The sequence below is a fragment of the Chryseobacterium sp. RLHN22 genome, from assembly GCF_051011795.1.
GTDB lineage: Bacteria > Bacteroidota > Bacteroidia > Flavobacteriales > Weeksellaceae > Chryseobacterium > Chryseobacterium zhengzhouense.
Genome location: NZ_JBPCHW010000009.1, coordinates 25,157 through 49,489 on the forward strand (window position 1 = coordinate 25,157; position 24,333 = coordinate 49,489).

19 protein-coding genes, 7 tRNA genes and 1 other RNA gene are annotated in these 24,333 nt (G+C 35.6%); 17 read left to right on the forward strand and 10 right to left on the reverse strand.

The genetic code is table 11. The annotated features are described in order from the left end of the window. Positions 1-157: 157 nt before the first annotated feature. Together ACR1PN_RS10835 and ACR1PN_RS10840 are read left to right on the forward strand one after the other, a co-directional pair. Positions 158-2,179 carry a M43 family zinc metalloprotease gene (locus tag ACR1PN_RS10835; RefSeq protein WP_433980057.1) on the forward strand — a complete coding sequence of 674 codons (2,022 nt, stop codon included), beginning with the start codon at positions 158-160 and terminating at the stop codon, positions 2,177-2,179. A gap of 304 nt (positions 2,180-2,483) precedes the next feature. After that, positions 2,484-7,037: a GEVED domain-containing protein gene (locus ACR1PN_RS10840; RefSeq protein ID WP_433980058.1), complete on the forward strand. Its 4,554-nt coding sequence runs from the start codon at positions 2,484-2,486 to the stop codon at positions 7,035-7,037. 102 nt (positions 7,038-7,139) lie between these two features. Here the strand turns inward: ACR1PN_RS10840 and coaE are convergent, their stop codons facing one another. The 4 genes from coaE to ruvB form a co-directional block, all read right to left on the reverse strand. Continuing rightward, positions 7,140-7,775 (reverse strand): dephospho-CoA kinase, encoded by a 636-nt coding sequence (coaE, locus tag ACR1PN_RS10845; RefSeq protein ID WP_378180926.1) that lies wholly within the window; start codon positions 7,773-7,775, stop codon positions 7,140-7,142. A 9-nt stretch (positions 7,776-7,784) separates the two neighbouring features. Further along, positions 7,785-8,651, reverse strand: a complete 867-nt coding sequence (locus ACR1PN_RS10850; protein WP_433980059.1) for an MBL fold metallo-hydrolase — start codon at positions 8,649-8,651, stop codon at positions 7,785-7,787. A gap of 296 nt (positions 8,652-8,947) precedes the next feature. Continuing rightward, positions 8,948-9,559, reverse strand: a complete 612-nt coding sequence (locus ACR1PN_RS10855) for an FMN-binding negative transcriptional regulator (protein WP_433980060.1) — start codon at positions 9,557-9,559, stop codon at positions 8,948-8,950. Between the two features lie 216 nt (positions 9,560-9,775). Next, on the reverse strand, positions 9,776-10,798 hold the full coding sequence (gene ruvB / locus ACR1PN_RS10860) for a Holliday junction branch migration DNA helicase RuvB (protein ID WP_072955631.1): 1,023 nt from the start codon (positions 10,796-10,798) through the stop codon (positions 9,776-9,778). 276 nt (positions 10,799-11,074) lie between these two features. Here ruvB and hutI point away from each other — a divergent pair, with 276 nt between their 5' ends. The 4 genes from hutI to ACR1PN_RS10880 all read left to right on the forward strand — a co-directional run bounded on the left by hutI (position 11,075) and on the right by ACR1PN_RS10880 (position 16,080). Beyond that, on the forward strand, positions 11,075-12,301 hold the full coding sequence (hutI, locus tag ACR1PN_RS10865; protein ID WP_433980061.1) for an imidazolonepropionase: 1,227 nt from the start codon (positions 11,075-11,077) through the stop codon (positions 12,299-12,301). Between the two features lies 1 nt (position 12,302). Beyond that, a complete protein-coding gene (locus tag ACR1PN_RS10870) occupies positions 12,303-13,409 on the forward strand; it encodes a DUF695 domain-containing protein (RefSeq protein ID WP_433980062.1) in 1,107 nt (368 codons plus the stop codon). Beyond that, the gene (hutG, locus tag ACR1PN_RS10875; RefSeq protein ID WP_433980136.1) at positions 13,409-14,329 is read left to right on the forward strand and encodes a formimidoylglutamase; all 921 of its coding nucleotides are present in this window, start codon (positions 13,409-13,411) and stop codon (positions 14,327-14,329) included. Before ACR1PN_RS10870 ends, hutG begins: the two co-directional genes overlap by 1 nt. A gap of 458 nt (positions 14,330-14,787) precedes the next feature. Further along, positions 14,788-16,080, forward strand: coding sequence for an aldehyde dehydrogenase family protein (locus ACR1PN_RS10880; RefSeq protein WP_433980063.1), 1,293 nt, complete (start codon positions 14,788-14,790; stop codon positions 16,078-16,080). A 53-nt stretch (positions 16,081-16,133) separates the two neighbouring features. On the opposite strand, the gene pyk is transcribed toward ACR1PN_RS10880, so the two are convergent. From pyk to ACR1PN_RS10905, 5 genes are read right to left on the reverse strand one after another with little or no spacing between them, the layout of a single operon-like run. Next, positions 16,134-17,579 (reverse strand): pyruvate kinase, encoded by a 1,446-nt coding sequence (gene pyk, locus ACR1PN_RS10885; protein ID WP_378180882.1) that lies wholly within the window; start codon positions 17,577-17,579, stop codon positions 16,134-16,136. Further along, positions 17,572-18,045 carry an IPExxxVDY family protein gene (locus tag ACR1PN_RS10890; protein WP_378180879.1) on the reverse strand — a complete coding sequence of 158 codons (474 nt, stop codon included), beginning with the start codon at positions 18,043-18,045 and terminating at the stop codon, positions 17,572-17,574. Before ACR1PN_RS10890 ends, pyk begins: the two co-directional genes overlap by 8 nt. Further along, entirely contained in the window at positions 18,023-18,787 is a 765-nt protein-coding gene (gene rnc / locus ACR1PN_RS10895; RefSeq protein ID WP_378180876.1) for a ribonuclease III, read from the reverse strand. The genes ACR1PN_RS10890 and rnc overlap by 23 nt, the downstream gene beginning before the upstream one ends. Before the next feature lie 10 nt (positions 18,788-18,797). Next, entirely contained in the window at positions 18,798-20,042 is a 1,245-nt protein-coding gene (gene fabF / locus ACR1PN_RS10900) for a beta-ketoacyl-ACP synthase II (RefSeq protein ID WP_378180873.1), read from the reverse strand. A gap of 31 nt (positions 20,043-20,073) precedes the next feature. Then, positions 20,074-20,313 carry an acyl carrier protein gene (locus ACR1PN_RS10905; RefSeq protein ID WP_002976354.1) on the reverse strand — a complete coding sequence of 80 codons (240 nt, stop codon included), beginning with the start codon at positions 20,311-20,313 and terminating at the stop codon, positions 20,074-20,076. Positions 20,314-20,642: 329 nt separating this feature from the next. On the opposite strand from ACR1PN_RS10905, the gene ACR1PN_RS10910 reads away from it, so the two are divergent. Continuing rightward, positions 20,643-21,137, forward strand: coding sequence for a hypothetical protein (locus ACR1PN_RS10910; RefSeq protein ID WP_433980064.1), 495 nt, complete (start codon positions 20,643-20,645; stop codon positions 21,135-21,137). Between the two features lie 163 nt (positions 21,138-21,300). Here ACR1PN_RS10910 and ssrA read toward each other — a convergent pair. After that, positions 21,301-21,702, reverse strand: a transfer-messenger RNA (tmRNA) gene (gene ssrA, locus ACR1PN_RS10915). 147 nt (positions 21,703-21,849) lie between these two features. Between ssrA and rpsU the strand changes: the two genes are divergently transcribed. The 10 genes from rpsU to ACR1PN_RS10965 all read left to right on the forward strand — a co-directional run bounded on the left by rpsU (position 21,850) and on the right by ACR1PN_RS10965 (position 24,259). After that, on the forward strand, positions 21,850-22,047 hold the full coding sequence (gene rpsU / locus ACR1PN_RS10920; RefSeq protein WP_034679125.1) for a 30S ribosomal protein S21: 198 nt from the start codon (positions 21,850-21,852) through the stop codon (positions 22,045-22,047). Positions 22,048-22,126: 79 nt separating this feature from the next. Next, positions 22,127-23,014, forward strand: a complete 888-nt coding sequence (locus ACR1PN_RS10925; protein WP_433980065.1) for a tyrosine-type recombinase/integrase — start codon at positions 22,127-22,129, stop codon at positions 23,012-23,014. Beyond that, positions 23,011-23,304, forward strand: a complete 294-nt coding sequence (locus tag ACR1PN_RS10930; protein WP_378180864.1) for an HPF/RaiA family ribosome-associated protein — start codon at positions 23,011-23,013, stop codon at positions 23,302-23,304. The genes ACR1PN_RS10925 and ACR1PN_RS10930 overlap by 4 nt, the downstream gene beginning before the upstream one ends. A gap of 107 nt (positions 23,305-23,411) precedes the next feature. Then, a tRNA-Thr gene (locus ACR1PN_RS10935) sits at positions 23,412-23,485 on the forward strand. A 20-nt stretch (positions 23,486-23,505) separates the two neighbouring features. Then, a tRNA-Tyr gene (locus ACR1PN_RS10940) sits at positions 23,506-23,586 on the forward strand. An 85-nt stretch (positions 23,587-23,671) separates the two neighbouring features. After that, positions 23,672-23,744: transfer RNA gene (locus ACR1PN_RS10945), tRNA-Gly, on the forward strand. Positions 23,745-23,814: 70 nt separating this feature from the next. Then, a tRNA-Thr gene (locus ACR1PN_RS10950) sits at positions 23,815-23,888 on the forward strand. A gap of 20 nt (positions 23,889-23,908) precedes the next feature. Next, a tRNA-Tyr gene (locus tag ACR1PN_RS10955) sits at positions 23,909-23,989 on the forward strand. 85 nt (positions 23,990-24,074) lie between these two features. Next, positions 24,075-24,147, forward strand: a tRNA-Gly gene (locus ACR1PN_RS10960). A gap of 40 nt (positions 24,148-24,187) precedes the next feature. Beyond that, positions 24,188-24,259, forward strand: a tRNA-Thr gene (locus ACR1PN_RS10965). Positions 24,260-24,333 lie beyond the last annotated feature (74 nt).

The following is a 24,333-nucleotide window of genomic DNA, read 5'->3' on the forward strand; positions in this document are numbered from 1 at the left end:
AAAGAATAGTGAAAAAAAATGATTTTGTTTTTATTATCATCATGATTAATGTTAATGATTAAATCTATACAATATACAATTTATTTTTCAATTATTTAATATAAAATTAATAAATTATATAATTTATGGTATATTTGTAAAAAATAATTTAAAGATAATGAGTAAAATTACAAGTTTAAGATTTCTTGTATTGGCTTTTCTTTCTTTTTTTGTGTCTGTAAATGCTCAAAAGAAGGACGAAGTTTTTACAAAAGAAACTGTTTTTGGAGAAAAAAAGTTGAACTTACTTGGCAATGGTATTGAAAGATGTTCTACGGTAGAGTATGAAGCTTTTTTAAAGAGACACTTTCCTGAGAGGTTAAGTACTTCAGAGTTTGAAGCTTGGCTGGCTCCTCTTATTGAAAAGGCACAGGCTAATAAGTCACAAAATGGAAATGTTATCACAATACCTGTTGTTGTTCATGTTATTCATAACGGACAAGCAGTAGGTGTGGCTCCAAATATTGTAGACGAGCAAGTTATGTCTCAAATTGAAGTAATGAATAATGATTTTAGAAGATTATTTGGAACTCCAGGATACAATACAAATCCTGTAAGTGCTGATATAGAAATTCAATTTGCATTAGCAAAAGTTGATCCTAATGGTAATCCTACAAATGGAATAGATAGGGTAAATCTTTGTGAGTCTAGCTGGGATATGACGTCAATTGATGCGTATGTTAAACCGCAGACTATTTGGGATCCCAATCAATATATGAATATGTGGAGTGTTAGGTTTAGCGATTCTACTTTATTGGGATATGCACAATTCCCAACTTCTTCTGGCTTGGTAGGAGTTCCTACACCTACAGGTACTGCTGATAGTGATGGTGTTGTCGCAAACTACAGTGTATTTGGAAGCAGCGATTATGATACTACTAATACTTTTTTATTAGCTAATAATTTCGATAAAGGGAGAACAATGACTCACGAAGTTGGGCATTTTTTAGGATTGAGACATATTTGGGGAGATCAAGCATGTGGAACTGACTATTGTGCGGATACACCTGTTCATTATACAGCTAATTCTGGATGCCCAACACACCCTAAAGCAAATCTATGTGGTACTGCAGATGAGATGTTTGAAAATTATATGGATTACTCATATGATAGCTGTTTAAATGTTTTTACAAATGACCAGAAGACTAGAATGAGAACGGTTATGAATAATTCTCCTCGTAGAATGCAACTTAAAAGTTCAACAAAAGATGCAGCTATACCTCTGTTTGCTAATGATGCTGAAATTAAATTGGAGAGAGGTTGTGCTCCTAACGTGACTTGCGCTAACGGCTCTACAATCAGAGTTGCTTTGACCAATAGAGGTACAGCTAATTTAACAAGTGCAACTATATCGTTAAGTATAAATGGTACTATTCAAAATTTAAATTGGACGGGTAATTTAGCTACAAATAAATCGCAAATTCTTGGACTTCCTGCTCCATCAACGGCTACTAATGGTCCATTGGTAGTGAGTGTTACAGCAGTAAATGGAACGGCAGATCAAAGAGCTACAAATAATTCAGCAACTGGTACATTTAATAATGGAATTGTAACACTTGCTGATTTGAATTACGTATTTAATTTGCAATTAGATTATTGGGGTGCAGAAGTAAGTTGGAATTTGAAAAATAGTGCAGGAACAACAGTGTACTCTGGAGGTTCGTATCCTAGCATACCTAACCCTAATCAGAATACTCCTCTTCCAGCATTAATTACTCAAAATTGGGTATTAAACTCGAATGACTGTTATACTTTTACTATTAATGATTCGTATGGTGATGGAATTATCCACGGCTTAGGAGCGTATTATAACATTAAAACCCAAAATGGTACAACAGTAGCGTCAAGTTCTACGTACGGATCTGTACAGAATAAAGCATTTAAAATTCAAACACTAAGTACCTCTGAAAATGTTAAAGATAAATTTGGAATGTACCCAAATCCAGCAACAGATGTTTTGAACTTTACTAAAATTTCAAACAAAACTAAATTTGAAATTCACAACGCTGTCGGACAGCTTGTAAAAACTGGTGATATTAATAACAATCAGGTGAGAGTTTCTGAATTAGTGAAAGGAACTTACATCATTACCATTAAAGATGGTTCAAAAAACGAAAGTGTTAAGTTTATCAAAAAATAAAATCCTTTTTTTAATACTTATGAATCCTCAGAATTGTCTGGGGATTTTTTTCATAATTAATTATAAGTTGAGTTTTAATGAAGTAATTAAAAAAAAAACTTTAAATCTGTGAATTAATAATAAAAAAATATTAGATTTGTACTAATATAAAATAATACTGCCTATGACAAAATTCTTTACATTTTACTCTTCAATTACGACTGAAAATTTTAAGCAATGACAGTTTAAAACGTTTTTTAATAACAATTATCTAATGAATTTATGTATAATTCAAAAATCCCAATGGATTTAAATATTTTATAATATGAAAAAGATTTTACTGATTTGGGGTCTACTTATCAGTCTGTTCATTAATGCACAAAATGTGGTTCAGATAACTACAGGAACGGCAGGAACGGCGGCTTATAATGCAGGACCCATTTATCGATCAAGTGCATCCAGTTCTTATGATGCGAGCAGGTATTCTTATCTGTATACTTCAAGTGAGTTAGCAGCCGCTGGTATTACATCGGGAGCTATTATCAATACTTTAGGCTGGGTAAAAAATAATAATGCAACAACTACAGGCGGCGGAATTTTTAGAATTTATATGAAAAATTCTACTGCTACTGCCTATTCTAATGCAAGTGAAACGTGGACTAACCTTAATGCAGGAACTACATTGGTTTATCAGAATTTAAATCAGACAATTCCTGCAACCCAAGCGCCAAATTATATTGATTTTTCACTAAACACACCCTTTACATATACAGGAGGTTCCTTAGAAATTTCTGTTGAGTGGGATATTACTCAAGTATCAGGAAATCCAACCACTGGAACTTTTGAATGGCTATGGAGTACAGTTACAGATCGTATATATGGTACCGGGGATACAACTTTAGCAGGAGCGGGAACTCTTTCGTCAACTACCAATTCGATAAGTACTATTAATGATAGAAGACCTTTTTTACAAATTGGATATTCTTTTGGAACTGCTTGCTCAGGTACTGTAACTGCGGGAACTGCTTCTGCAACTGCTTCAACAGTTTGTGCAAATACACCTTTTAATCTTGTACTTACAGGTGCAACATCAGGTTCTGGTATTACTTATCAATGGCAATCATCACCTGCCGGAGTCAATACCTTTAGCAATATAACAGGAGCCACCACAATGTCTTATTCTGTGGCAAATCAGACAGCTGCTACAGATTATCGTTGTGTGGTAACCTGTACCAATGGAGGTAGTACCCAAACGTCTAATGTAGTTTCGGTGGGGCAGACTACAGGTATTCAATGTTTAAACTATTGTACCCCTGTTTATACTACTGGTTGTAGTGATAATGATGACTTGAATAGCTTTGTGATCACAGGTGCTGGTACCTCAGTAATCAGTGATTTGAATACTGGATGTAATGGAGCAGGATATTATGACAGAACAGCTGCATTTGCTCCTGTTGATCTTTTGCCTGGTCAATCTTATCCTGTGAAGATTAATACGACATATACTTCACCAGCTTATGAAAAAGCGAGTATCTGGATTGATTTTAATGACAATGGTACATTTGATGCATCTGAAAAGTTATTAACAGATCTTACATTGGATCAAAGCCCGGCATTTGCGACGGCTAATATTGCAATACCGCTTACTGCACCTGCTGGTATTCACAGAATGCGTGTGCGTGTGGTATATAACGGTTCTAATTTTGACGCTTGTGGTTCAGCGGGATATGGCGAAGCACATGATTATTATGTTAATGTATTGCCATTAGCTCCTTGTACAGGTACACCTGTTTCAGGTACTGCTGCAGCGACAGTGACAAATGCGTGTATCAGCTCATCATTTAATTTAACACTTACAGGTTATACATATGGTGGAGGTATTACTTACCAATGGTACAGCAGTCCGGCTGGTGCGGGTACTTTTACTGCAATTGCTGGTGCTACATCTCCTACTTATACCGTGAACGGTCAGGCTGTACCTACAGATTACCGATGTGTTGTAGCGTGTACAAACAGTTCACAGTCTGCGACTTCAAATATTGTATCTGTAGGGCAAAATCCTGTTTCACAATGTTATTGTACTCCTACCGGAGGAACGAGTGGGACGACTTACTATCTTAACAATATTACGACAACAGGGGGATGGACGAACCTTAACTATACAGCCAACTCTTTTACTGGATATGTTAACACCAATATGTCTGTATTAACTTCTCCGGGAAATAGTGTTGGTATCAACTTAGCTACAACAGGTACTTCTACATATTACTATTATGTTTGGATTGACTGGAATAGTGATGCTGATTTTAATGATCCTGGAGAAACTATTTTAGCAACGACATCTTATTCTGCTACGGGAACGGCAACAATCAATGTTCCTGCAGGTCAGGCATTAGGAAATTATAGAGTGCGTACATCTTCATCTTGGAGCGGTGCCAATACTTCTTGTGGGCCAGCAGCTTATGGAAATTATGTTGACTTTACTTTGGCAGTAGTTGCTCCTCCTACATGTTTACCTCCAACAGGATTAACAGTTACTGGAATTACAGGAAACTCTGCCACTTTAAACTGGAATGCTCCTGCAACAGCACCAGCCGGAGGTTATGAATATTGGGTTTCAACATCTCCAGCTACACCAACAGGTCCAGCAAACGGAACGATTCCGAGTACTGCAACAACGTTTACTTTACCGGCAACCCTTGCTCCGAGTACTGTTTATTACTGGTGGTTGAGAGCAATATGTTCTCCAACAGATAATAGCTACTTGTCACAAGGGCCTAACTTTATGACAACACAGATTCCGGCAACTTTACCATATATTCAGCCATTTACTGGAGGGAACGATTTTGGTTTCCTTAATGGAGCTCAGGTAAATAAATGGGCTTATGGTTCTGCCACGGGTAATACGGGTAATTCAATTTATATTTCCAACAACAACGGAACAGCAAACACATATACAACAGGTACTACATCAGTAACACAGGCGTATAGAGATATTTTCATTCCAGCAGGAACAACCCTCGCAAACTTCTCTTTCGATTGGAAGGCTGAGGGTGAAGGAAGTAGTACTCCGTATGATTATCTTAGAGTGTGGTTAGTACCTTCTGACTTTTTACCATCTCCAGGAACTCAGATTGCAGCTGGAACAGGTAGAGTCCAAGTTGGTCAATTTAACCTTCAGGGTACTTGGCAGAATTTCTCTACTACAAGTTTGAATATTACTGGTTTTGCAGGAAGTGTAATGCGTTTGGTATTTGAATGGAGAAATGATAGTAGTGCAGGTACACAACCACCTGCAGCGGTGGATAACATTGTATTAAGAGTTTGTAGTACAGATACCCCTGTTGTTACAGTAACACCGGCATCTATTACACACAACTCTGCAACAATTACTTGGCCACAGGATCCGGGAGGTGCTTCTTACCGAATCAGATACAGACCGGTAGGTTCTACTCAATGGTTACCTACGACAGGTCCAATTGCTGTCGCAAATGGTCCTTACACATTGCAAGGATTGTTATCTTATACACTTTACGAAGTGGAGGTTGCTGCAGTTTGTAACACTACAAATGTTGGAGCTTACTCGCATAATGAGTTTACAACAAAATGTGATCCTACTCCTCCAAATATCACGATTAGTAACATTACTCCTACATCAGCTTTAGTTACGTGGAATCCACTGGCTGCTGGTGCTACATATGAATTGCAATATAGAGAAGTTGGATCAGGAGTATGGATTCCTGTAACAGTTCCGGCACCACCAGCAAATAGCGTTGTTATCCCGGGTCTAACTTCTTACAAAACGTATGAGGTACAAGTGAGAAATACATGTATTGGATCTGGTACTCCTAATCCATGGTCTACTTCTCAGGTATTTACTACAGTGAGAGTTTGTGAAATTCCGCCTCCAGGATTAACGATTACTCAGTTGACTCCTACAACGGCTGAAGTTGTTTGGGATGCTTATACTGGTCCGGGAGCCACAAATACGTATATATTAAGATACAGAAAAGTAGGAATTCCAAGCTGGACTACAGTGAATGTTAACACTAATACCCATACTTTGATAGGATTATTAGAATTAACTAAATATGAAATGCAGGTTGCAAACCTATGTAGTGGAACTCCTGGTAACTTCACACCATTGTATTACTTCACTACACCTACAGTTGTATACTGTCAGATGCAGTCAACAAGTTCGGCTACTGAATACATTTCAAAAGTTACAGCTAAGCCAACAGGTAAACCACAGATGGTAAACGAATCTACAGGAAATCCTTATTCTGATTTTACCGCAAATCCATTGAAATTCATTGATATGATTCAGGGTTCTGTAGGTAACCAGATTATTGTTGATAAGAATATGTCTTCAGGGGGCAAAGCAGGAGTTGCGGTATGGATTGATTTCGACAGAAGCGGAACTTTTGATCTTAATGAAAGAATCTTAGCTGATGGTCCAAATACGAATACAACTGCAAGTGCTACATTTGAGGTTCCTGCTAATGCTTATGTAGGCTCTACAGACAAATATATCGTGATGAGAGTAGCAATGGCAAAAGATGGTATTCCTGTAAACTGTACCAATTTTGATAATGGTGAAGTTGAAGATTATACGGTAAGAATCTCTAAACTGCCAGCAGCAAATGCGGTTAATCAGGATGAAATTCTGATTTATCCTAACCCGGTTAAATCAGTGCTGAATGTTAAGAATATTAGCAAGAAAGCGAATTATAAAATTTACAGTGCTGCAGGGCAATTGATCTCAAGCGGAGTGATCTTGAATAATAAGATTGACGTTAGTAGATTAATCAATGGAGTATATGTAATAGATATTGATGATGTTCAGGGTGCTGCCCAAAAGAAATTCATCAAAGAATAATCAGATAATAAGATAAGCTCTCAGAAATGAGAGCTTATTTTTTTAGGTTATTTTTAGAATGCCATCAAAAACTCCCGTTGATTTATTCAACGGGAGTTTTTACTATTCTATATCAAAGATGATTTTTTCGGTCTGCTCTTTTAGGTCTTCAAAATTAGTATTGTTATAGATGACGCAGTCTGCAAGTTTTATTTTTTCTTTTTCCGGCATTTGCTTTGCCATAACGGCCTGTACTTCTCTGTAAGTTTTCCCGTCGCGATCCATTACTCTTTTAATTCTGAAATTATCTTCTGCAGTAACCAAAACTGAACGATAACATTGGAGATTTAGTTTTAATTCAAACAACAAAGCCGTTTCTTTAAAAACGAGATACTTTGTTTGTCTTTTCACCCAATCTTCAAAATCAATCCGGACAGCAGGATGAATAATTTCATTTAGGCTTTGCAATAGATCTTTGTTGTTAAAAACCTTTTCAGCTACGAATTTTCTGTTGTAAAGTCCATTTTCATCATAAGCCTCGTCGCCTAAAAGTTCTTTGATTTTTAGCTTTAAATCATCGTTGTCATTTACAATATCCTTTGCTCTGTCATCCGAATAATAAACCGGAAATCCGAATTCTTCGATAAATTTAGCAACAGTACTTTTTCCGGAACCGATTCCGCCTGTTAAACCAATAATTTTAGGACCAGATAATGGGTCAGGTTCTAATTTCTGAGTTTCTGAATGTAATTCTTCCATAGTTAAAAATTAATATCCAAAAACATCATTAAAGCTAAACGTCTCATCCAGTCTCACTCCTTTTTCGGTCATTTTAAGACTTGCCAGTTCGTTGTGAGCATCATGCTCAAAGAACAGTAAATATTCGTTATCCACACATTGCTTCAAAAATTTTCCTTTTTCTTCCAGCGTTAAAAGCGGTCGGGTATCATACCCCATTACATAAACCTGAGGAATATGTCCGACTGTCGGAATCAAATCGGCTGCAAAAACAATTGTTTTTTCCTGATATTGAATGACCGGAAGCATCTGTTTTTCGGTGTGCCCGTCAACGAAAATGACATCCATTTTCAGATCCGGAGCAAAACCATAATTTCCAGTTGTCGGGAGTGGCAAAAAGTTTAATTGTCCGCTTTCCTCAATAGGAAAAATATTTTCCTTTAAGAAACTTGCTTTTTCTCTTGCGTTTGGCTCTGTTGCCCATTGCCAGTGGTTTTCATTTGTCCAGAACTGTGCATTTTTGAATGCCGGTCTGTAACCTGTTTTGTCATCATTCCATTCAATTGCGCCACCGCAGTGATCGAAGTGAAGGTGCGTTAAGAAAACATCAGTGATATCTTCTCTTACAAAACCGTATTTTTTTAAGTTTTTGTCTAAATTATCGTCTCCCCAAAGCGAGTAGTGACCGAAAAATTTATCATCCTGTTTGTTTCCAAGACCGCAATCAATCAGGATTAATTTTTTTCCGTCCTCCACAAGAAGGGAGCGTGTTCCCAGTTCAATTAGATTTTTTTCGTCTGCAGGATTGGTTTTTTCCCACAGACTCTTTGGGACGACTCCGAACATGGCGCCGCCATCCAGTTTAAATTTTCCACATTGTATTGGATATAATTTCATATAATAGTAAGTTTTTATAATGTATTTATTTGTTATTAATTTTCTTAATCTAAATAAACAAAGTTTATTCTTTATTTTAAACATTAAGGATTTAAGATTTTTTTATTGTTTGAATTTAAGAATCAATAAATTGATTTTAATAAGTTTTTTTAAGTATAGAACTTTAAATCTTAATTTCTTAATGTTAAAAGACACGAGGCAAGAGAATTTTAAAATAAAATTTGCTTTTATGACTTTTTGAAGAACTGGTTTTTCAAAACTAACATCTTTTGTAACTTTTGTGGTAAAAAATAATACTATTTTTTCAATAGTTTCATTTTTTCAGCAATTCGTTTTCCGTTTTCATCGCCATTTTCAAGATTTGAAATAATGTTTTGAAAATCATTCTCCTTTCTGTTTTGAGATAATTTCTGTTTAATAAAAATCTCAGTCGGAATAATTTTCAGTCCAAAAGCACCTTTCATTTCTTTTTCCACAAATTCCTTTCCCATATCTTTCACCATCATCGGACATTGTTGAAAGTTTTCGTATTTCGAAGTTAATTTATCTAAATGATTGTACAATTCATCATCATTCATCAACTCAACTTTTCCGTAGATCTGAACAGCTTCATAATTCCATGTTGAAACATTGATGTGATCGTACCAACTGCTGGAAATATAGGTGTGCGCTCCTAAAAAATCACAAAGAACTTCATCCCCATATTTCAAGATATTCGCTTGCGGATTGGCTCTTGAAATATGAGTTTCAATATAAACATTTTCCGGATCATCTTCATTCAGCATCATCATAGAATGCGTCGCCCGAATTTTATCCACAGAAGAAATTAATAAAGCAAAAGAATTCTCCCGGATGATTTCTTTCATCAGATGATAATCTTCACTTTTATATAATTTAGGTATAAACATAAATTTTTTACGTTTTATTTTACCACAAAAGTCACAAAAGATCAATTTAGCTTAAAATCTTAAAATAGAAAGTTCACAAAAACGAAAATCAAAGATTTTCAAAACTTGTGTGTTCTTTTATTCACTTTTATTTAAACTTAAAGAACTATAAAGTGTTAAAATCTTTTGTGACTTTTGCGGTTAAAAAACTTTAAACATCAACATAAAAACCCTAAACTAAAATAGTTCTCCCGGATTTCTAGGAATAGCAATATTCAAATGTTTATACGCTTTTTCTGTTACTTCACGTCCTCTAGGTGTTCTGATGATAAACCCTTCCTGAATCAAAAACGGTTCATACACTTCTTCCAATGTTTCAGGATTTTCTGCAATCGATGTTGCCAAAGCAGAAATTCCGACTGGTTTTCCTTTAAAGTTTTCAATCATTACTCGCATGATCTTGTTGTCCATTTCGTCCAAACCAAATTCGTCTACATTTAATGAATCAAGTGCGTATTTTGTAATGTTGATTTCAATTTCGCCATTTCCTTTGATCTCAGCAAAATCACGAACTCTTCTCAAAAGCGCATTCGCAATTCTTGGCGTTCCACGGCTTCTTCTTGCAATTTCAATCGCTGCGTCTTCATAGATTTTCACACCCAAAACTCTTGCGCTTCGGATAATAATCATCGACAACAATTCAATCGTATAATATTCCAATCTGCTCTGAATTCCGAATCTTGCCAGCATCGGTTTGGTTAACATTCCGCTTCTTGTGGTTGCGCCAACTAATGTAAATGGATTCAAACCAATCTGAACACTTCTTGCATTCGGACCGGTTTCCAGCATGATATCGATTTTATAATCTTCCATTGCAGAATACAGATATTCTTCCACAACAGGCGAAAGTCTGTGAATTTCATCAATGAAAAGAACGTCGTTTTCCTCAAGATTGGTTAATAAACCAGCTAAACTTCCGGGTTTGTCCAATACAGGACCTGAAGTAATTTTGCAGTTAACCCCTAATTCATTCGCAATGATATTGGCTAAAGTTGTTTTTCCAAGACCCGGAGGACCGTGTAAAAGAACATGATCAAGAGCGCCGCCACGTCTTTTGGCAGCCGTTACAAAAACCTCAAGATTTTCCAACGTTTTCCTTTGTCCCGCAAAATCTTTAAAGCTCTGCGGACGAATTTGTTCTTCCTGCGCAAGCTCTTCACGGGAATAATTGTCTTTGTCTGGATGTAAAAAATCGGGCATTAATTCAATTTCATTTACGGTAAAGATAGGAAAATTGAGGTTAAGAGTAAGGTTGATTTGATGAAAAATTAAGATTTGAGAACAACGGATATTTTAAGTATTTTTGAGAGAGAAAATTTTAAAGATAAAAATTGTTCAGCTTATAACGATGTAGAGATTCCTACGGAATAACAAAAAGAATTTGTAGTTTGTCATTCCGCAGGAATCTGGGCAAAGTGAAATTTTAAAAAAGCTATAATATTATTTATATCTAAACTTCAGCTTCAAACTAAATAAATGAAACTTATAGGTCCTTTCAAGCAGGTCGTAACCCTTGCCAATCTTCCGTTAAGAGGAAAGCTTTCTGATGAGCAACTTGAAATTATTGTTGACGGCGGAATTTTAATCAATGATAATAAAATTCAAAAAGTCGGAAACTATGAAACATTAAAATCCGAAAATCAAAATATAGAAATCGAAGCTGTTGAAGGCGAACAAATTGTTCTCCCTGCTTTCGTGGATTCTCACACGCATATTTGTTTTGGTGGAAACCGTGCGAATGATTTTGCGATGCGTAATGCAGGAAAAACTTATCTTGAAATTGCAGAAAGTGGAGGAGGGATTTGGAGTACGGTTCAGCATACAAGAAATGCTTCGGAGGATGAATTGTTGAAAACTTTATTAGAAAGAATTGATTTTTTAATTTCTTTAGGAATTACAACAATTGAAGTAAAAAGCGGCTACGGATTAGATGTGGAAAATGAATTGAAAATGCTTCGAATCATCAAAAAAGCTCAGGAACAGACAAAAGCGACTTTGGTTCCGACCTGTCTTTCTGCGCATTTGAAGCCTAGAGATTTTGAAGGAAGCAATGAAGAATATTTACAATATATTTTAACTGAAATTTTACCAAAAGTAAAGGAAGAAAGCCTGGCAAATCGAGTTGATATTTTCATTGAAAAATCCGCATTTCAGCCTGAAGAAAGTAAAAAATTTTTACTTAAAACTAAAGATTTAGGTTTTGAAATTACGGTTCATGCAGATCAATTTACACCGGGAAGTTCAAGAATTGCCGTTGAGGTGGGCGCAAAATCTGCTGACCATTTAGAAGCTACGATTGATGAAGATATTGAGTTTCTAGCAAAATCGGATACAGTAGCAACGGCTTTACCAGGCGCAAGCTTAGGATTGGGTGAAAAATTTACTCCGGCAAGAAAATTATTAGACGCAGGAGCTATTGTAGCCATTGCAAGCGATTGGAATCCGGGATCTGCACCGATGGGAAATTTAATCACACAAGCTTCAATTTTAGCAACATTTGAAAAACTGACAACAGCAGAAGTTTTAGCGGGAATGACTTTCCGTTCAGCCTTTGCACTTGGTTTGGAAGACAGAGGAAGACTAGCTGAAGGATTAAAAGCAGATTTTGTTAGCTTTAAAACGAATAATTTCCAGAATGTTCTTTATAATCAGGGTAGTATGAAAGCCGAAAATGTGTATATTGATGGAAACAAAATAAAATAATATGGGAATTTTCGATAAAGTTTTTGGCAAGAAAGAAGAAAGCAAGGAAACAGAAATCAAAACCTACAATGATTTTTGGGATTGGTTTTTAACGAAGGAGAAAGACTTTTTTAATGTAATAAAAAGCCACGATACTATCGAAACTGATTTCTTTGATGTATTAGCTCCGAAACTTAAACAGCTGAATGATGGATATTATTTTCTTTGCGGAATGAGTACTGATTCAGTTGCTGAATTGATTATTACAGCAGATGGGGATATTAAAAATATTGTTTTTGCAGAAGAACTTATCGCAGAAGCTCCGAAGCTTGACCGATGGAAGTTTACTGCGCTAAAGCCGGAAATGAATATCGACCATGGAATAAAAATGGATGACCGAGATTTTTCGAAGAACAATATTTCTTTTTATTCGAATGAAATTGACGGTTATCCCGATGAAATTGATATTACTTTCGTTTATGATGGCTTAAATGAGGAAAATAAAAGTAATTGTGTGACCGGCGTTTGTGTTTTCCTTGATAATTTTTTAGGCGAACTTAATTTTGCTACGCAAATCGATACTTTTAACGTAATTGGTAAAGATGATGCTGAAAAAGAGCTTGTTCCCATTTCTAAGCTGAAAGATTTTCTGTCATGGAGAGAAAGAGAATTTATTGAGAAATATAAAAATGTAAAGGAATTTGGTGATGAGGATGCTTATACGGTTTTGGAAGCCGTTCTAAATAATGGATTGCCTTTAATTGCCACGGTCAATACCACGGCACTAAATTTTGATGCTAAAGCTTCTTATCCCTGGATTTCAGTACTAAAGATTGAATATGACGGAAACGAAAACAACGGACTTCCAGAGAATAAAGACTACGAAAAATTAGCTAAGATAGAAGATAAAGCCTATGAAAATCTTAAAAATGAAGGCGGAAGTGTCTACATTGGAAGAGAAAGCGCAGATAACATCAGAGAAATCTATTTTGCAAGCAAGGACTTTAGAAAACCTTCAAAAGTTTTACAGAAAATAATTAAAGATTATCCGGAATATAAAATGTCTCTTGAGATTTATAAAGATAAATATTGGCAAAGTTTTGAACGCTATAATGTAAACCAAAATTAATTAAAATGATTTGGCAAGGAAGATTGGATGGTGAAGAATTACTTTATCACAGAATATTTCAGAGGGTAAAAGAAGAAAAAAATTACGATGCGATTTCAACGAACGATTTCGTTTTACACGGATTTGCCGTTGATGAAGGGGTTCGCAGAAATAAAGGAAGACAAGGTGCAAAAGATGCTCCGGATATGATCCGAAAAAATATGTCGAATTTCCCTGTAATTCGTCCCGATTTTTCTCTTCTTGATTTTGGAAATATTATTTGTGAAGATGCAAATCTTGAAAATACGCAGAATGAATTGGCAAAAAATGTTTCCAAAGTTTTATTGAAAGGCGGAAAGTCTTTGGTTCTTGGCGGTGGCCATGAAGTCACATTTGGTCATTACCGTGGAGTAAGAACAGCTTTTCCTGAACTGAAAATTGGAATTATTAATTTTGATGCTCATTTTGATAACAGACAGCCCGAAAATGGAGTAGGAGCAAGCTCTGGGACAGGTTTTTGGCAGATTGCTCAGGAAGGAGAAATCAATTCGTTGCATATCGGAATTCAGAGAAACTCTAATACGTTGAAACTTTTTGATACCGCACATCAGTTTGGAATGAAATATATTCTTGCCGATGAATTGTTTTTTGAAAACCTTCCGTCGGTTTATGAGCGAGTAAACGAATTGGCAGATTCGGTTGACGTTCTTTATATGACAATTTGTATGGATGTTTTCAATGCTTCGATTGCTCCTGGAGTTTCGGCTTCAGCTTATAACGGGATTTTTGCGGACGCTGCTTTTATGCATTTATACAGACATATTCTTAAAAACGAAAAACTGGTTGCTTTAGATATAGCAGAAGTCAATCCGCATTTTGATATTCAGGATCATACGGCGAGATTGGCGGCGAGTTTGGCGAATGAATGGTTTATGATTTAGTAAGAATTTGTCTCTCGCTGATTGAACAGATTATGCAGATTTATTGAATTGAAAATCTGCTCAATCAGCTTAATCTCCGAGAAATATTTTTTTGATTAAGAACCTGTTTAAAAATTAATAAGTATGAATTTTATGATTAGTTTTTCGCAAAGGCGCAAAATTATTTAATTATAGTAGGTTTTAAGGCGCAAGGATTTTATCTTCGATAAAATTAATCATCAGCATTATAAAAGAAAATCTTTGATTTTCTCCTTGCGTCTTAAAAACAGAGAATTTTATCAAATATTGCGCCTTTGCGTTTTTCCAATAAATGTAAACTTCTTTTAGCTATAATAAATAAAATTCATAGAATTTATCAGTAATCATATACGGTATAAGGAACAGTATTTGTTGCCTTAAAAATGCTTTATCCAAAAGCAGAAGATTTGTTCTGAATCTTTAAAAATGGAAAATTTAACATGGAAAATTTAATAGAAAACAAGCTGTTAAAAGCTGACCAGGCTTTTCAGGAATGGAAGAAAGTTCCGTTTGAAGAAAAGCAGAAACTCATTGCAAAAGCTGCAGAAATTTTTAAATCTCAATCTGAAACCTTTGGCGAAATCATTACCGATGAAATGAATAAACCCATTTCTCAGGCTGTTTCTGAAGTTGAGAAATGTGCTTTAATGATGAATTATTATGCCGAAGCAGAAAATATTTTAAGTCCCGAAAAAATAGAATCAGAATATCAAATTTCAGAAATTCATTATGTTCCGAAAGGCGTAATTCTTGGGGTAATGCCTTGGAATTTTCCTTTTTGGCAGGTTTTAAGATTTGCAACTCCTGCAATTCTGGCTGGAAATACAGTTGTTTTAAAACATGCTTCCATTTGTTTCGGAAGCGGAAATGCGATTGAAAAAGTTTTCGTTGAAGCAGGTTTTCCTGAAGGTGTTTTTCAGAATCTTGAAATCGGACATAAAGAAGTTCAGGAAATATTAGAACATACAATCATCAAGGGAGTAAGTCTTACCGGAAGCGAAAAAGCAGGAGCTGAAGTTGCTGCAACCGCCGGAAAAAATATTAAAAAATCTTTGCTTGAATTAGGGGGAAGCGATGCTTTCATCGTTCTGGATGATGCCGATTTGAATGAAGCTGCAAAAGTGGGAGCTTTAGCAAGACTACAAAATTGCGGACAAACCTGTGTGGCTGCTAAAAGATTTATTATCCAAAGAGATGTTGAGTTTGATTTTCTTCCGAAATTTATTGAAGAATACAAAAAATATGTTCCAGGTAATCCTAAACTAAAAGAGACTAAACTGGGCGGAATGGCAAGACCTGATTTGGCGGATGATTTGGAGAAACAATATCAGAAAGCTTTAGATCATGGAGCCGAAGCGATTATTCCATTGGAAAGAATTTCAGCTAATGAATTTAATCCAGGATTAATTAGAGTGGAAGAAGAAAATCCTATTTTGCAGGAAGAGTTATTTGGACCTTTAGGGATGATTATGATTGCTGAAAACGATGATGATGCTTTGGAAATTGCGAACAATATTCCTTTTGGTTTATCCAATTCAGTCTGGACTAAAAATAAAGAACGTCAGCAGTTTTTTATTGATAATTTAGAATCCGGAACGGTAAACATTAACAGAATGACGAGTTCTGATCCACGTTTTCCATTTGGAGGTACAAAATCTTCCGGTTATGGAACTGAGCTTTCTTTATTGGCTTTAAAAGAGTTTGTGACAGCTAAAACGGTTTTAGGAAAGTAACATAAAAAACTCCCGACTCAATCGGGAGTTTTCATTTATATCAAAGACAACTATTAAATCGTCGTTAATCTCAATGTATTTGTTTTTCCACCTTCGTAAGACGGTGTTGCATTAATGTTGATAACGAAATCACCTGTCTCGATATAACCGTGATTGTGCGTCAACATATTTACCTGAATGATCGTTTCATCAGTTGGTTTATTCATGTCATAATAATAAGCACGAACTCCCCAAAGTAAATTCAGCATCGTAATTACTCTCTTATTTCCACTGAAAACAATGATGTGAGAATTCGGTCTGTGAGCCGATAACTGGAATGCAGTGTACCCAGAGCTCGTCAACGTAACGATGGCAGCAACATTTGTACTTTTTGCAATTCTTACCGCTGCAAGACAAACTCTGTTTGTAATGAAACGCTCGTCAATACAGTTATAATCTTTTTCGATAGGTTCGTTTTTGTGCTGATAGAAATTGGTCATTTCAATATTCTTCACAATTTTCGCCATATTTTCAACCACCTGAACCGGATATCTACCTACTGAAGTTTCTCCTGAAAGCATTACCGCATCAGCTCCGTCCAATACAGAGTTGGCAACGTCATTTACTTCCGCTCTTGTTGGCGTTAAGCTGCTGATCATTGTTTCCATCATCTGAGTAGCAATGATAACAGGTTTTGAGAAGAATCTTGCTCTTTCCACCAGATTTTTCTGAATCGCAGGAACTTCCTCCATTGGAACTTCTACACCAAGGTCACCACGAGCAACCATCAATCCATCACATTCCAATAAGATTTCGTCGATATTTTTTACCCCTTCAGGTTTTTCGATTTTAGCGATAATCGGAGTTTTAAACTTACCGTTTGGATGTTTAGCAATTAATTCTTTCAAATCAATAATATCCTGTGCGTGACGTACGAATGAAAGGGCAATCCAATCCACTTCCATATCCATCATGAAGTTAGCGTCCTGAATATCTTTTTCCGTTAAAGCAGGAAGAGAAACGTTTGTGTTCGGAAGGTTTACCCCTTTTTTAGAACTCAGCGGTCCACCCTGAATCGTTTTAGCTTTTACGGTATCTATATTGTTTGTTTCCAGAACTTCAAGAACAAGCTTACCATCATCAATAAGGATTCTTTCCCCAACTTTCACATCCTGAGGAAACTGCTGATACGTCATATAAACTTTCGTAGAATCTCCTTCGATTTTTTCATTAGTAAACGTAAGAATATCTCCGGGATTAAGGTAAGAACCTTCTTTTACAACGCCAACTCTTAATTTCGGACCCTGTAAATCTCCTAAAATACTTACTGAATAACCATATTCCTTATTCAGGTCTCTGATGATTTCGATATTTGAACGAACTAAGTCGTAATCTGCGTGGGAAAAATTGATTCTAAAAACGTCAACACCCGCTCTCATCAATCCTAACATAACCTCCTTCGAAGATGAAGCAGGCCCAAGTGTTGCGATAATTTTTGTCTTCTTTAAATACTTATTCATAATACTGTATTATTTGATAAAGTTCTTCTTCGGAACTCAATGTGTAATCCTGAATTGGAAATGCAAGATTTTCAGCCAGCAAAATTACGGAAAAATCAGGAAACTGTTCCGAACTATGCAGAATATATTCTACTTCTGGATGATTATTTAATAAAAATTTAATGTTTTCTTCTTCTGCGAAGAGTTCAGTTTGTAATTTTTTTTGATTACTTTCTGAAGATTTGTTGGAGATAAAAGTAAAACATGTCTTGGTATGCTTGTGATAAGCTTCAAACCTTGGGAAATAAAAATCGTAGTAAATCCCGTGAAAAACCAGATCTTTTATTCTTGAAAATTTGAGATCGTTATGCTGATTGATTTTGAAAAAAAACTCATGATCAGGAATATGTTTTGCCAATCTTACCAATGCGATGGTAATATCATCAAATTCTATATCGTCAAGATCATAAAGTTTTTGGATTTCCAAGTATATTTTCTTTTTTATTTAAAATATAAAATGCTCTTTGAGCGGCTTTTTCTTCAGCTTTTTTCTTCGAAGTTTCTGTGGCATTTGAAATCTTTTCATTCCCAAGCCATACATGACAGCGGAATACGATTGATTTGTTTACCTGAATTTCTTCGCAGGTTTCGTATTTTATATTCAGTTTCTTTTTCTGGCTCCATTCCAGTAAAAGACCTTTATAGCTTACAATTTTGTTTTCAAGCTTATTGATTTCTGTCGGCGTAAGCAATCTTTCCAAAACAATTCTTTTGCAGGTATCATATTGGAAATCTAAATAGACTGCACCAATTAACGCTTCAAAGAGATTCCCTGAAATGTTTTCGCCTAAGGCAACAGCATGATTGTTTTTTTGTAAAAGATCGGTAAGCTTTAAATCTTCTCCTAATTTATTAAGATTTTTCCTATTTACAATCTTTGATTTCATCTGCGTCATATATCCTTCATTCGCTTTAGGATAGGTTTGAAACAAATGGCACGAAATAATTGTACCCAAAACAGAATCTCCTAAAAATTCAAGCCTTTCGTAATTACTTTCCTGATTTTTAGAAGAATTTTTAATTGAAAAAGCTTCCCGGTAAAAGTTTATATTCTGAACATCAGTGCCTAAAATTTTATTTAGTTCTGTGGTCAGAAAATAGTCTCTTTCCGTAAGTTGTCTTTTTCTTTTTTTGAGAAGGAATTTAGAAAAGTATTTCTGTAACTCCATTCAGTAATAATTAGATTTTCTTAAACAGAACGCAGGCATTGTGCCCACCAAATCCAAAGGTATTACTCATGGCTACTTTCACATCTTTTTTTACAGCTTCATTGAACGTGAAATTCAGTCTGCTGTCGATGTTCTCATCATCAGTAAAATGGTTGATGGTAGGAGGAACAATACCATGAATAATAGTTCCTAAAGCAGCAATAGCTTCAATAACTCCGGCTGCTCCCAAAAGGTGACCCGTCATTGATTTTGTAGAATTAATCTGAATGTCATAAGCGTGTTCGCCTAATAATTTTGAAATTGCGCTGGATTCTGCAATGTCTCCTAATGGAGTAGAAGTACCATGCATATTGATATGATCTACTTCATCAGTAGTTAATCCTGCATCTTCCAAACAATTTTTCATTACCAGATAAGCTCCTAAACCTTCAGGATGTGGCGCTGTCATGTGATGTGCATCTGCACTCATACCGCCGCCCAATAATTCTGCATAGATTGTTGCACCACGCTTCACAGCATGTTCGTACTCTTCAAGGATGATACAACCTGCTCCTTCACCTAAAACAAATCCGTCTCTGTCTTTGTCGAAAGGCCTTGATGCGGTTGTAGGATCATCATTTCTTGTTGAAAGGGCCATCATTGCATTGAATCCTCCAACACCACTTGCCGTAACGGCAGCTTCAGACCCGCCACAAACGATTACGTCTGCTTTGCCAAGCTGAATGAGCATTTTGGAATCAATTAAGGCATTTGCTGATGAAGCACAAGCAGAAACTGTAGTATAATTGGGACCGTGGAAGCCATATTCGATAGAAATGTGACCTGGTGTAATGTCCGCAATCATTTTAGGAATAAAGAAAGGATTAAATCTTGGGATGTCTGTATTTGCCCAGCCCAAAACCTCGGTTTCGAAAGTCTCCAAACCACCAATTCCTGATCCCCAAATCACTCCGACTCTGTTTTTGTCAACATTGTCTTCCATGATTTTTGAATGACTTACTGCTTCTCTCGCAGCAACCAAGCCTAATTGAGTGTTTCTATCCATTTTTTTAGCTTCCTTCTTATCGAAATGGTCTAATGGATTGAAGTTTTTCACCTCGCAAGCAAACTTGGTCTTGAAGTTTGTGGCATCAAAAAGAGTAATAGGAGCGGCTCCGCTCTTGCCTTTTACAAGACTTTCCCAGTATTCATTCGCATTATTACCGACAGGTGTTATTGCGCCAAACCCGGTTACAACTACTCTTTTTAATTCCATAAACTTTTAAAATTTTCTTTGTTGAAGAATATTATTTATTTACTACTTCTTCTATATAAGCGATAGCGTGTCCTACAGTAGTAATTTTTTCAGCTTGGTCATCAGGGATCTGAATGTTAAATTCTTTTTCGAATTCCATGATTAACTCAACTGTATCTAGTGAGTCTGCTCCTAAATCATTTGTGAAGCTAGCCTCAGGAGTTACTTCTGTTTCTTCAACGTCAAGCTTATCAGCGATGATAGCTTTTACTCTTGATGCAATGTCTGACATAGTAAATTATTTTTTTTAATTGTTAGATGGTGCAAATATATAAAATTCTTTACGATAAAACATTTTTTTACTCTTTTTTGTCGACTGAGGATTTATTATTTGATGTATTTTGTGATACTTATTTCGTTATCAGTGATTTATAATCTGTATATTTTTTTGCTTCCTTGTTTGTTGTTTTTTCCTAATTTAAGTGACATTAAAAAGGAATAAAATGATTGCCTCCAATGAGTATTGTGGTTATTTTGATTGATTTTAAAATAGCATTCATTACTGAAAGCAAAATAGTAAACTTATATATTTGTGCATTAAATTTTTTATTGGTTAAAATAATGTCGACCACTGCTCTTAAGCTCGTTCCCATGATAGATTTTGTGATTGAATATTATTCAAATGAAGGATATGCAGATCTTCATACACTTAATCTCATGAATAATTATGCAAAATTTCTCAGGATGCCACTTTCTTTAGATATGTTTGTTCCTGTAGACCGATCAGGGAATGTTTTAAAAGAGCCTAAAAACTTTGAAAGCTGGAAATCTCTTGCTCATAATCAGGTTATTGATGAAGATGCTGATTACGCAGAGCAAAATGAATATAAAATTTATCAAAAGGCAAAAGGGAAGTGTTTGTTTGGTGATTTTCATGTTGCATACAATGGTTTCTCTGTGATAAGGATTGTTGCCTTCTATAATCATAGTGTGGAATTGTCTTTCAATAAAACGGAAAATGCTTTTCAGGGTTTTAATAATGTGGAATCTCTTATCCATTTTGATGAGATATTTTTGACCAAAATTGCTCTGAAGAAAATTGGATTAAAGGTCTAATATTGTAGAGTTTAAAATAAATTAATATTGTGAAATGTAGTTGGCGTACCGCTACATTAAAATTGTTTTATAAAATATTTTGGAACAATCTCGTAGATAAAACAAAAAAGAGAAAATGTAAATATTTATAATTCAATAATTTACAAATTCTCTTTAGCTTAAAAAGTGGAGTTGGAGGGATTCGAACCCTCGTCCAAACAAGCAATACATAAGCTTTCTACATGCTTATTCTGCTATTGGTTTTCGACTGAAAGCAGAGAGCAGACGCCCAACTTCCAGCTTATCTTCTGAGGTTTTCGATCTCGTTGCGAAGAGAAACGAGACTTATTTCTGCATTCCTATATCCCAGGATCAAACGCTGCAGAACAGAGCATTTGTGAGATATCTTGCTCCCTTACTAAAGTCTTCGGGGAAACGCTTGATCTACTATACTTCGATATTAAGCTGCAAGAGCGAACTCTTCGTTGCCAGTTAAAATTTTGTAGCAAGGGATTTAAGAGATCGCGCTACGGTTCTCTGCATGCTTACTTATCCATTGGTCTTGCTGTCGAAACCAGTCAACCCCATGAATAGTGATACAAAGATAAAATTTTTTGTTTAAAGTAAATTAATATTCTAATCATAAATTGTAAAATGTTGAAATTTAATTGCAAATATTTTTGTGGTTTAATAAAAAACATTTACTTTTGCAATCCAAAATGAGATGTAATATATGTTAATAATTCCAGTAAAAGACGGAGAGTCTATCGACAGAGCATTAAAAAAATATAAAAGAAAATTTGACAAAACTGGTACAGTTCGTCAGCTTAGAGCTAGACAGCAGTTTATCAAGCCTTCTGTAACGCTTAGACAAGCTAGATTGAAAGCGGCTTATAAGCAAAGAGGATTAAGCAAGGAAGAACAAGCTTAAGAAATTTTCTTAAACACATACTAAACCACTTCTTGAATAGTTATATTTAAGAAGTGGTTTTTTGTTTTATATTTACAGTATGGTTGACAAGTTTTTAGACTATTTACAATTCGAAAAGAGATATTCGCCTCATACAATTACCAGTTATCGCCGGGATTTGGAAGATTTTCATTCTTTCTATAGGAAGACAGAAGGTTCGGAAGACTTGTTTAAAGCCAATAAAAAAGTAGTCCGCAACTTTGTGATTGAACTCAGCGAGAACGGAATTTCAAAACGTACCGTCAACCGGAAGCTCTCCACGCTTCGCAGTTTTTATCTGTTTCTTTTAAAACTGGGTGAAATTAAAGTTTCTCCTGTGGAAAGTATATCCTCATTAAAATTCTATCCTGAAAAGCAGACTCCCATCTCTCAGGATGAGATGGGAGTTTTGCAAACTGAAGTTTTTGATGGGGTAGAAGATGTTTTAGAAAAATCGATTGTAGAAACTCTGTATCAAACCGGAATCCGAAAAGCCGAGCTTTGTGGCTTAATATTTGAAAGTGTAAACTTAGAAGGAAATGAGCTGAAGATTTTAGGTAAAGGCAATAAAGAACGATATATTCCTATTTCCGAAAGTCTGAGCAATCTGCTCAAAGACTATATAAAGGTAAGAAAACCACAAGACGATTTTAAAGCGTATTTTTTTGTCAATAAAAAGGGAAAAAAACTCACAGAAAAATTTGTCTATGTAGTAGTTAATAAGTACCTTAGTCTTGTAACTTCTAAACAAAAAAGAAGTCCTCATATTCTAAGACACAGCTTCGCGACGCATGTTTTAGACAATGGGGCAGAGATATCGAAAGTAAAAAAAATATTGGGTCATTCAAGTCTTGCAAGCACACAGGTGTACACCAATGCCAATATTGAACAGTTGAAAAAAGTGTTTAATCAGGCTCATCCAAGAGCAATTAAAAAAGAAGAATTATGAAGATTTCAGTACAAGCAATCGGCTTAACTCCACACGAACCATTAGAGTCTCATGTAGACAAAAAAGTAAACAAGCTGGATACGTTTTATGACAAAATTCAAGAGTGCAAAGTTTTTTTGAAAGTAGAAAACAATTCGGATAAAGCTAATAAAACGACCGAGCTTATTTTGGTTGTTCCGGGAGACGATATCGTAGTGAAAAAAACAACCACAAGTTTTGAAGAAAGTTTAGACCAATGCGTCGATACTGCTAAGAAACTGTTAATCAAGAAAAAAGAATTAGCTTCATAAAAAAACAAAAAAAACTTTCTAAAAAGTTTGAGAATTCAAAAAATCCGTTCTATATTTGCACACGCAAAAAAGGAACAGCGATCTTTTGAATTCTTTTTGTTTAAATTGCTTCCATAGCTCAGTTGGCCAGAGCACGTGATTTGTAATCTCGGGGTCGTGGGTTCGAATCCCTCTGGAAGCTCAATTTAATATATTATGTCTGGGGAGATTCCAGAGTGGCTAAATGGGACTGACTGTAACTCAGTTGCTTCGGCTTCGTAGGTTCGAATCCTGCTCTCCCCACATTTTATATTAATAAAAAGTTGCATAAATAAAGGATTTTCTTTAAGTTTGCACAGCGTTTACCAATAATTTTGGAAACAAAATTGCGGAAGTAGCTCAGTTGGTAGAGCGTCAGCCTTCCAAGCTGAATGTCGCGGGTTCGACCCCCGTCTTCCGCTCAATATTATTTATTACTGATGTAGCGTAGAGTAGCTTTTCTCTTTCAGCCTCAGTTCAGAAATTTAAATTGCTTCCATAGCTCAGTTGGCCAGAGCACGTGATTTGTAATCTCGGGGTCGTGGGTTCGAATCCCTCTGGAAGCTCAATTTAATATATTATGTCTGGGGAGATTCCAGAGTGGCTAAATGGGACTGACTGTAACTCAGTTGCTTCGGCTTCGTAGGTTCGAATCCTGCTCTCCCCACATTTTATATTAATAAAAAGTTGCATAAATAAAGGATTTTCTTTAAGTTTGCACAGCGTTTACCAATAATTTTGGAAACAAAATTGCGGAAGTAGCTCAGTTGGTAGAGCGTCAGCCTTCCAAGCTGAATGTCGCGGGTTCGACCCCCGTCTTCCGCTCAACAGAAATCACGCTCTTTAGTGTGATTTTCTTGTTTACGCCGACTTAGCTCAGCGGTAGAGTGCTTCCTTGGTAAGGAAGAGGTCACGGGTTCAAGTCCCGTAGTTGGCTCAAAATCTATTATATAAACTTACTGATTTCAGTAAGTTTTTTTATTTCTGAAAGCTTAGCAAACTTACACAATC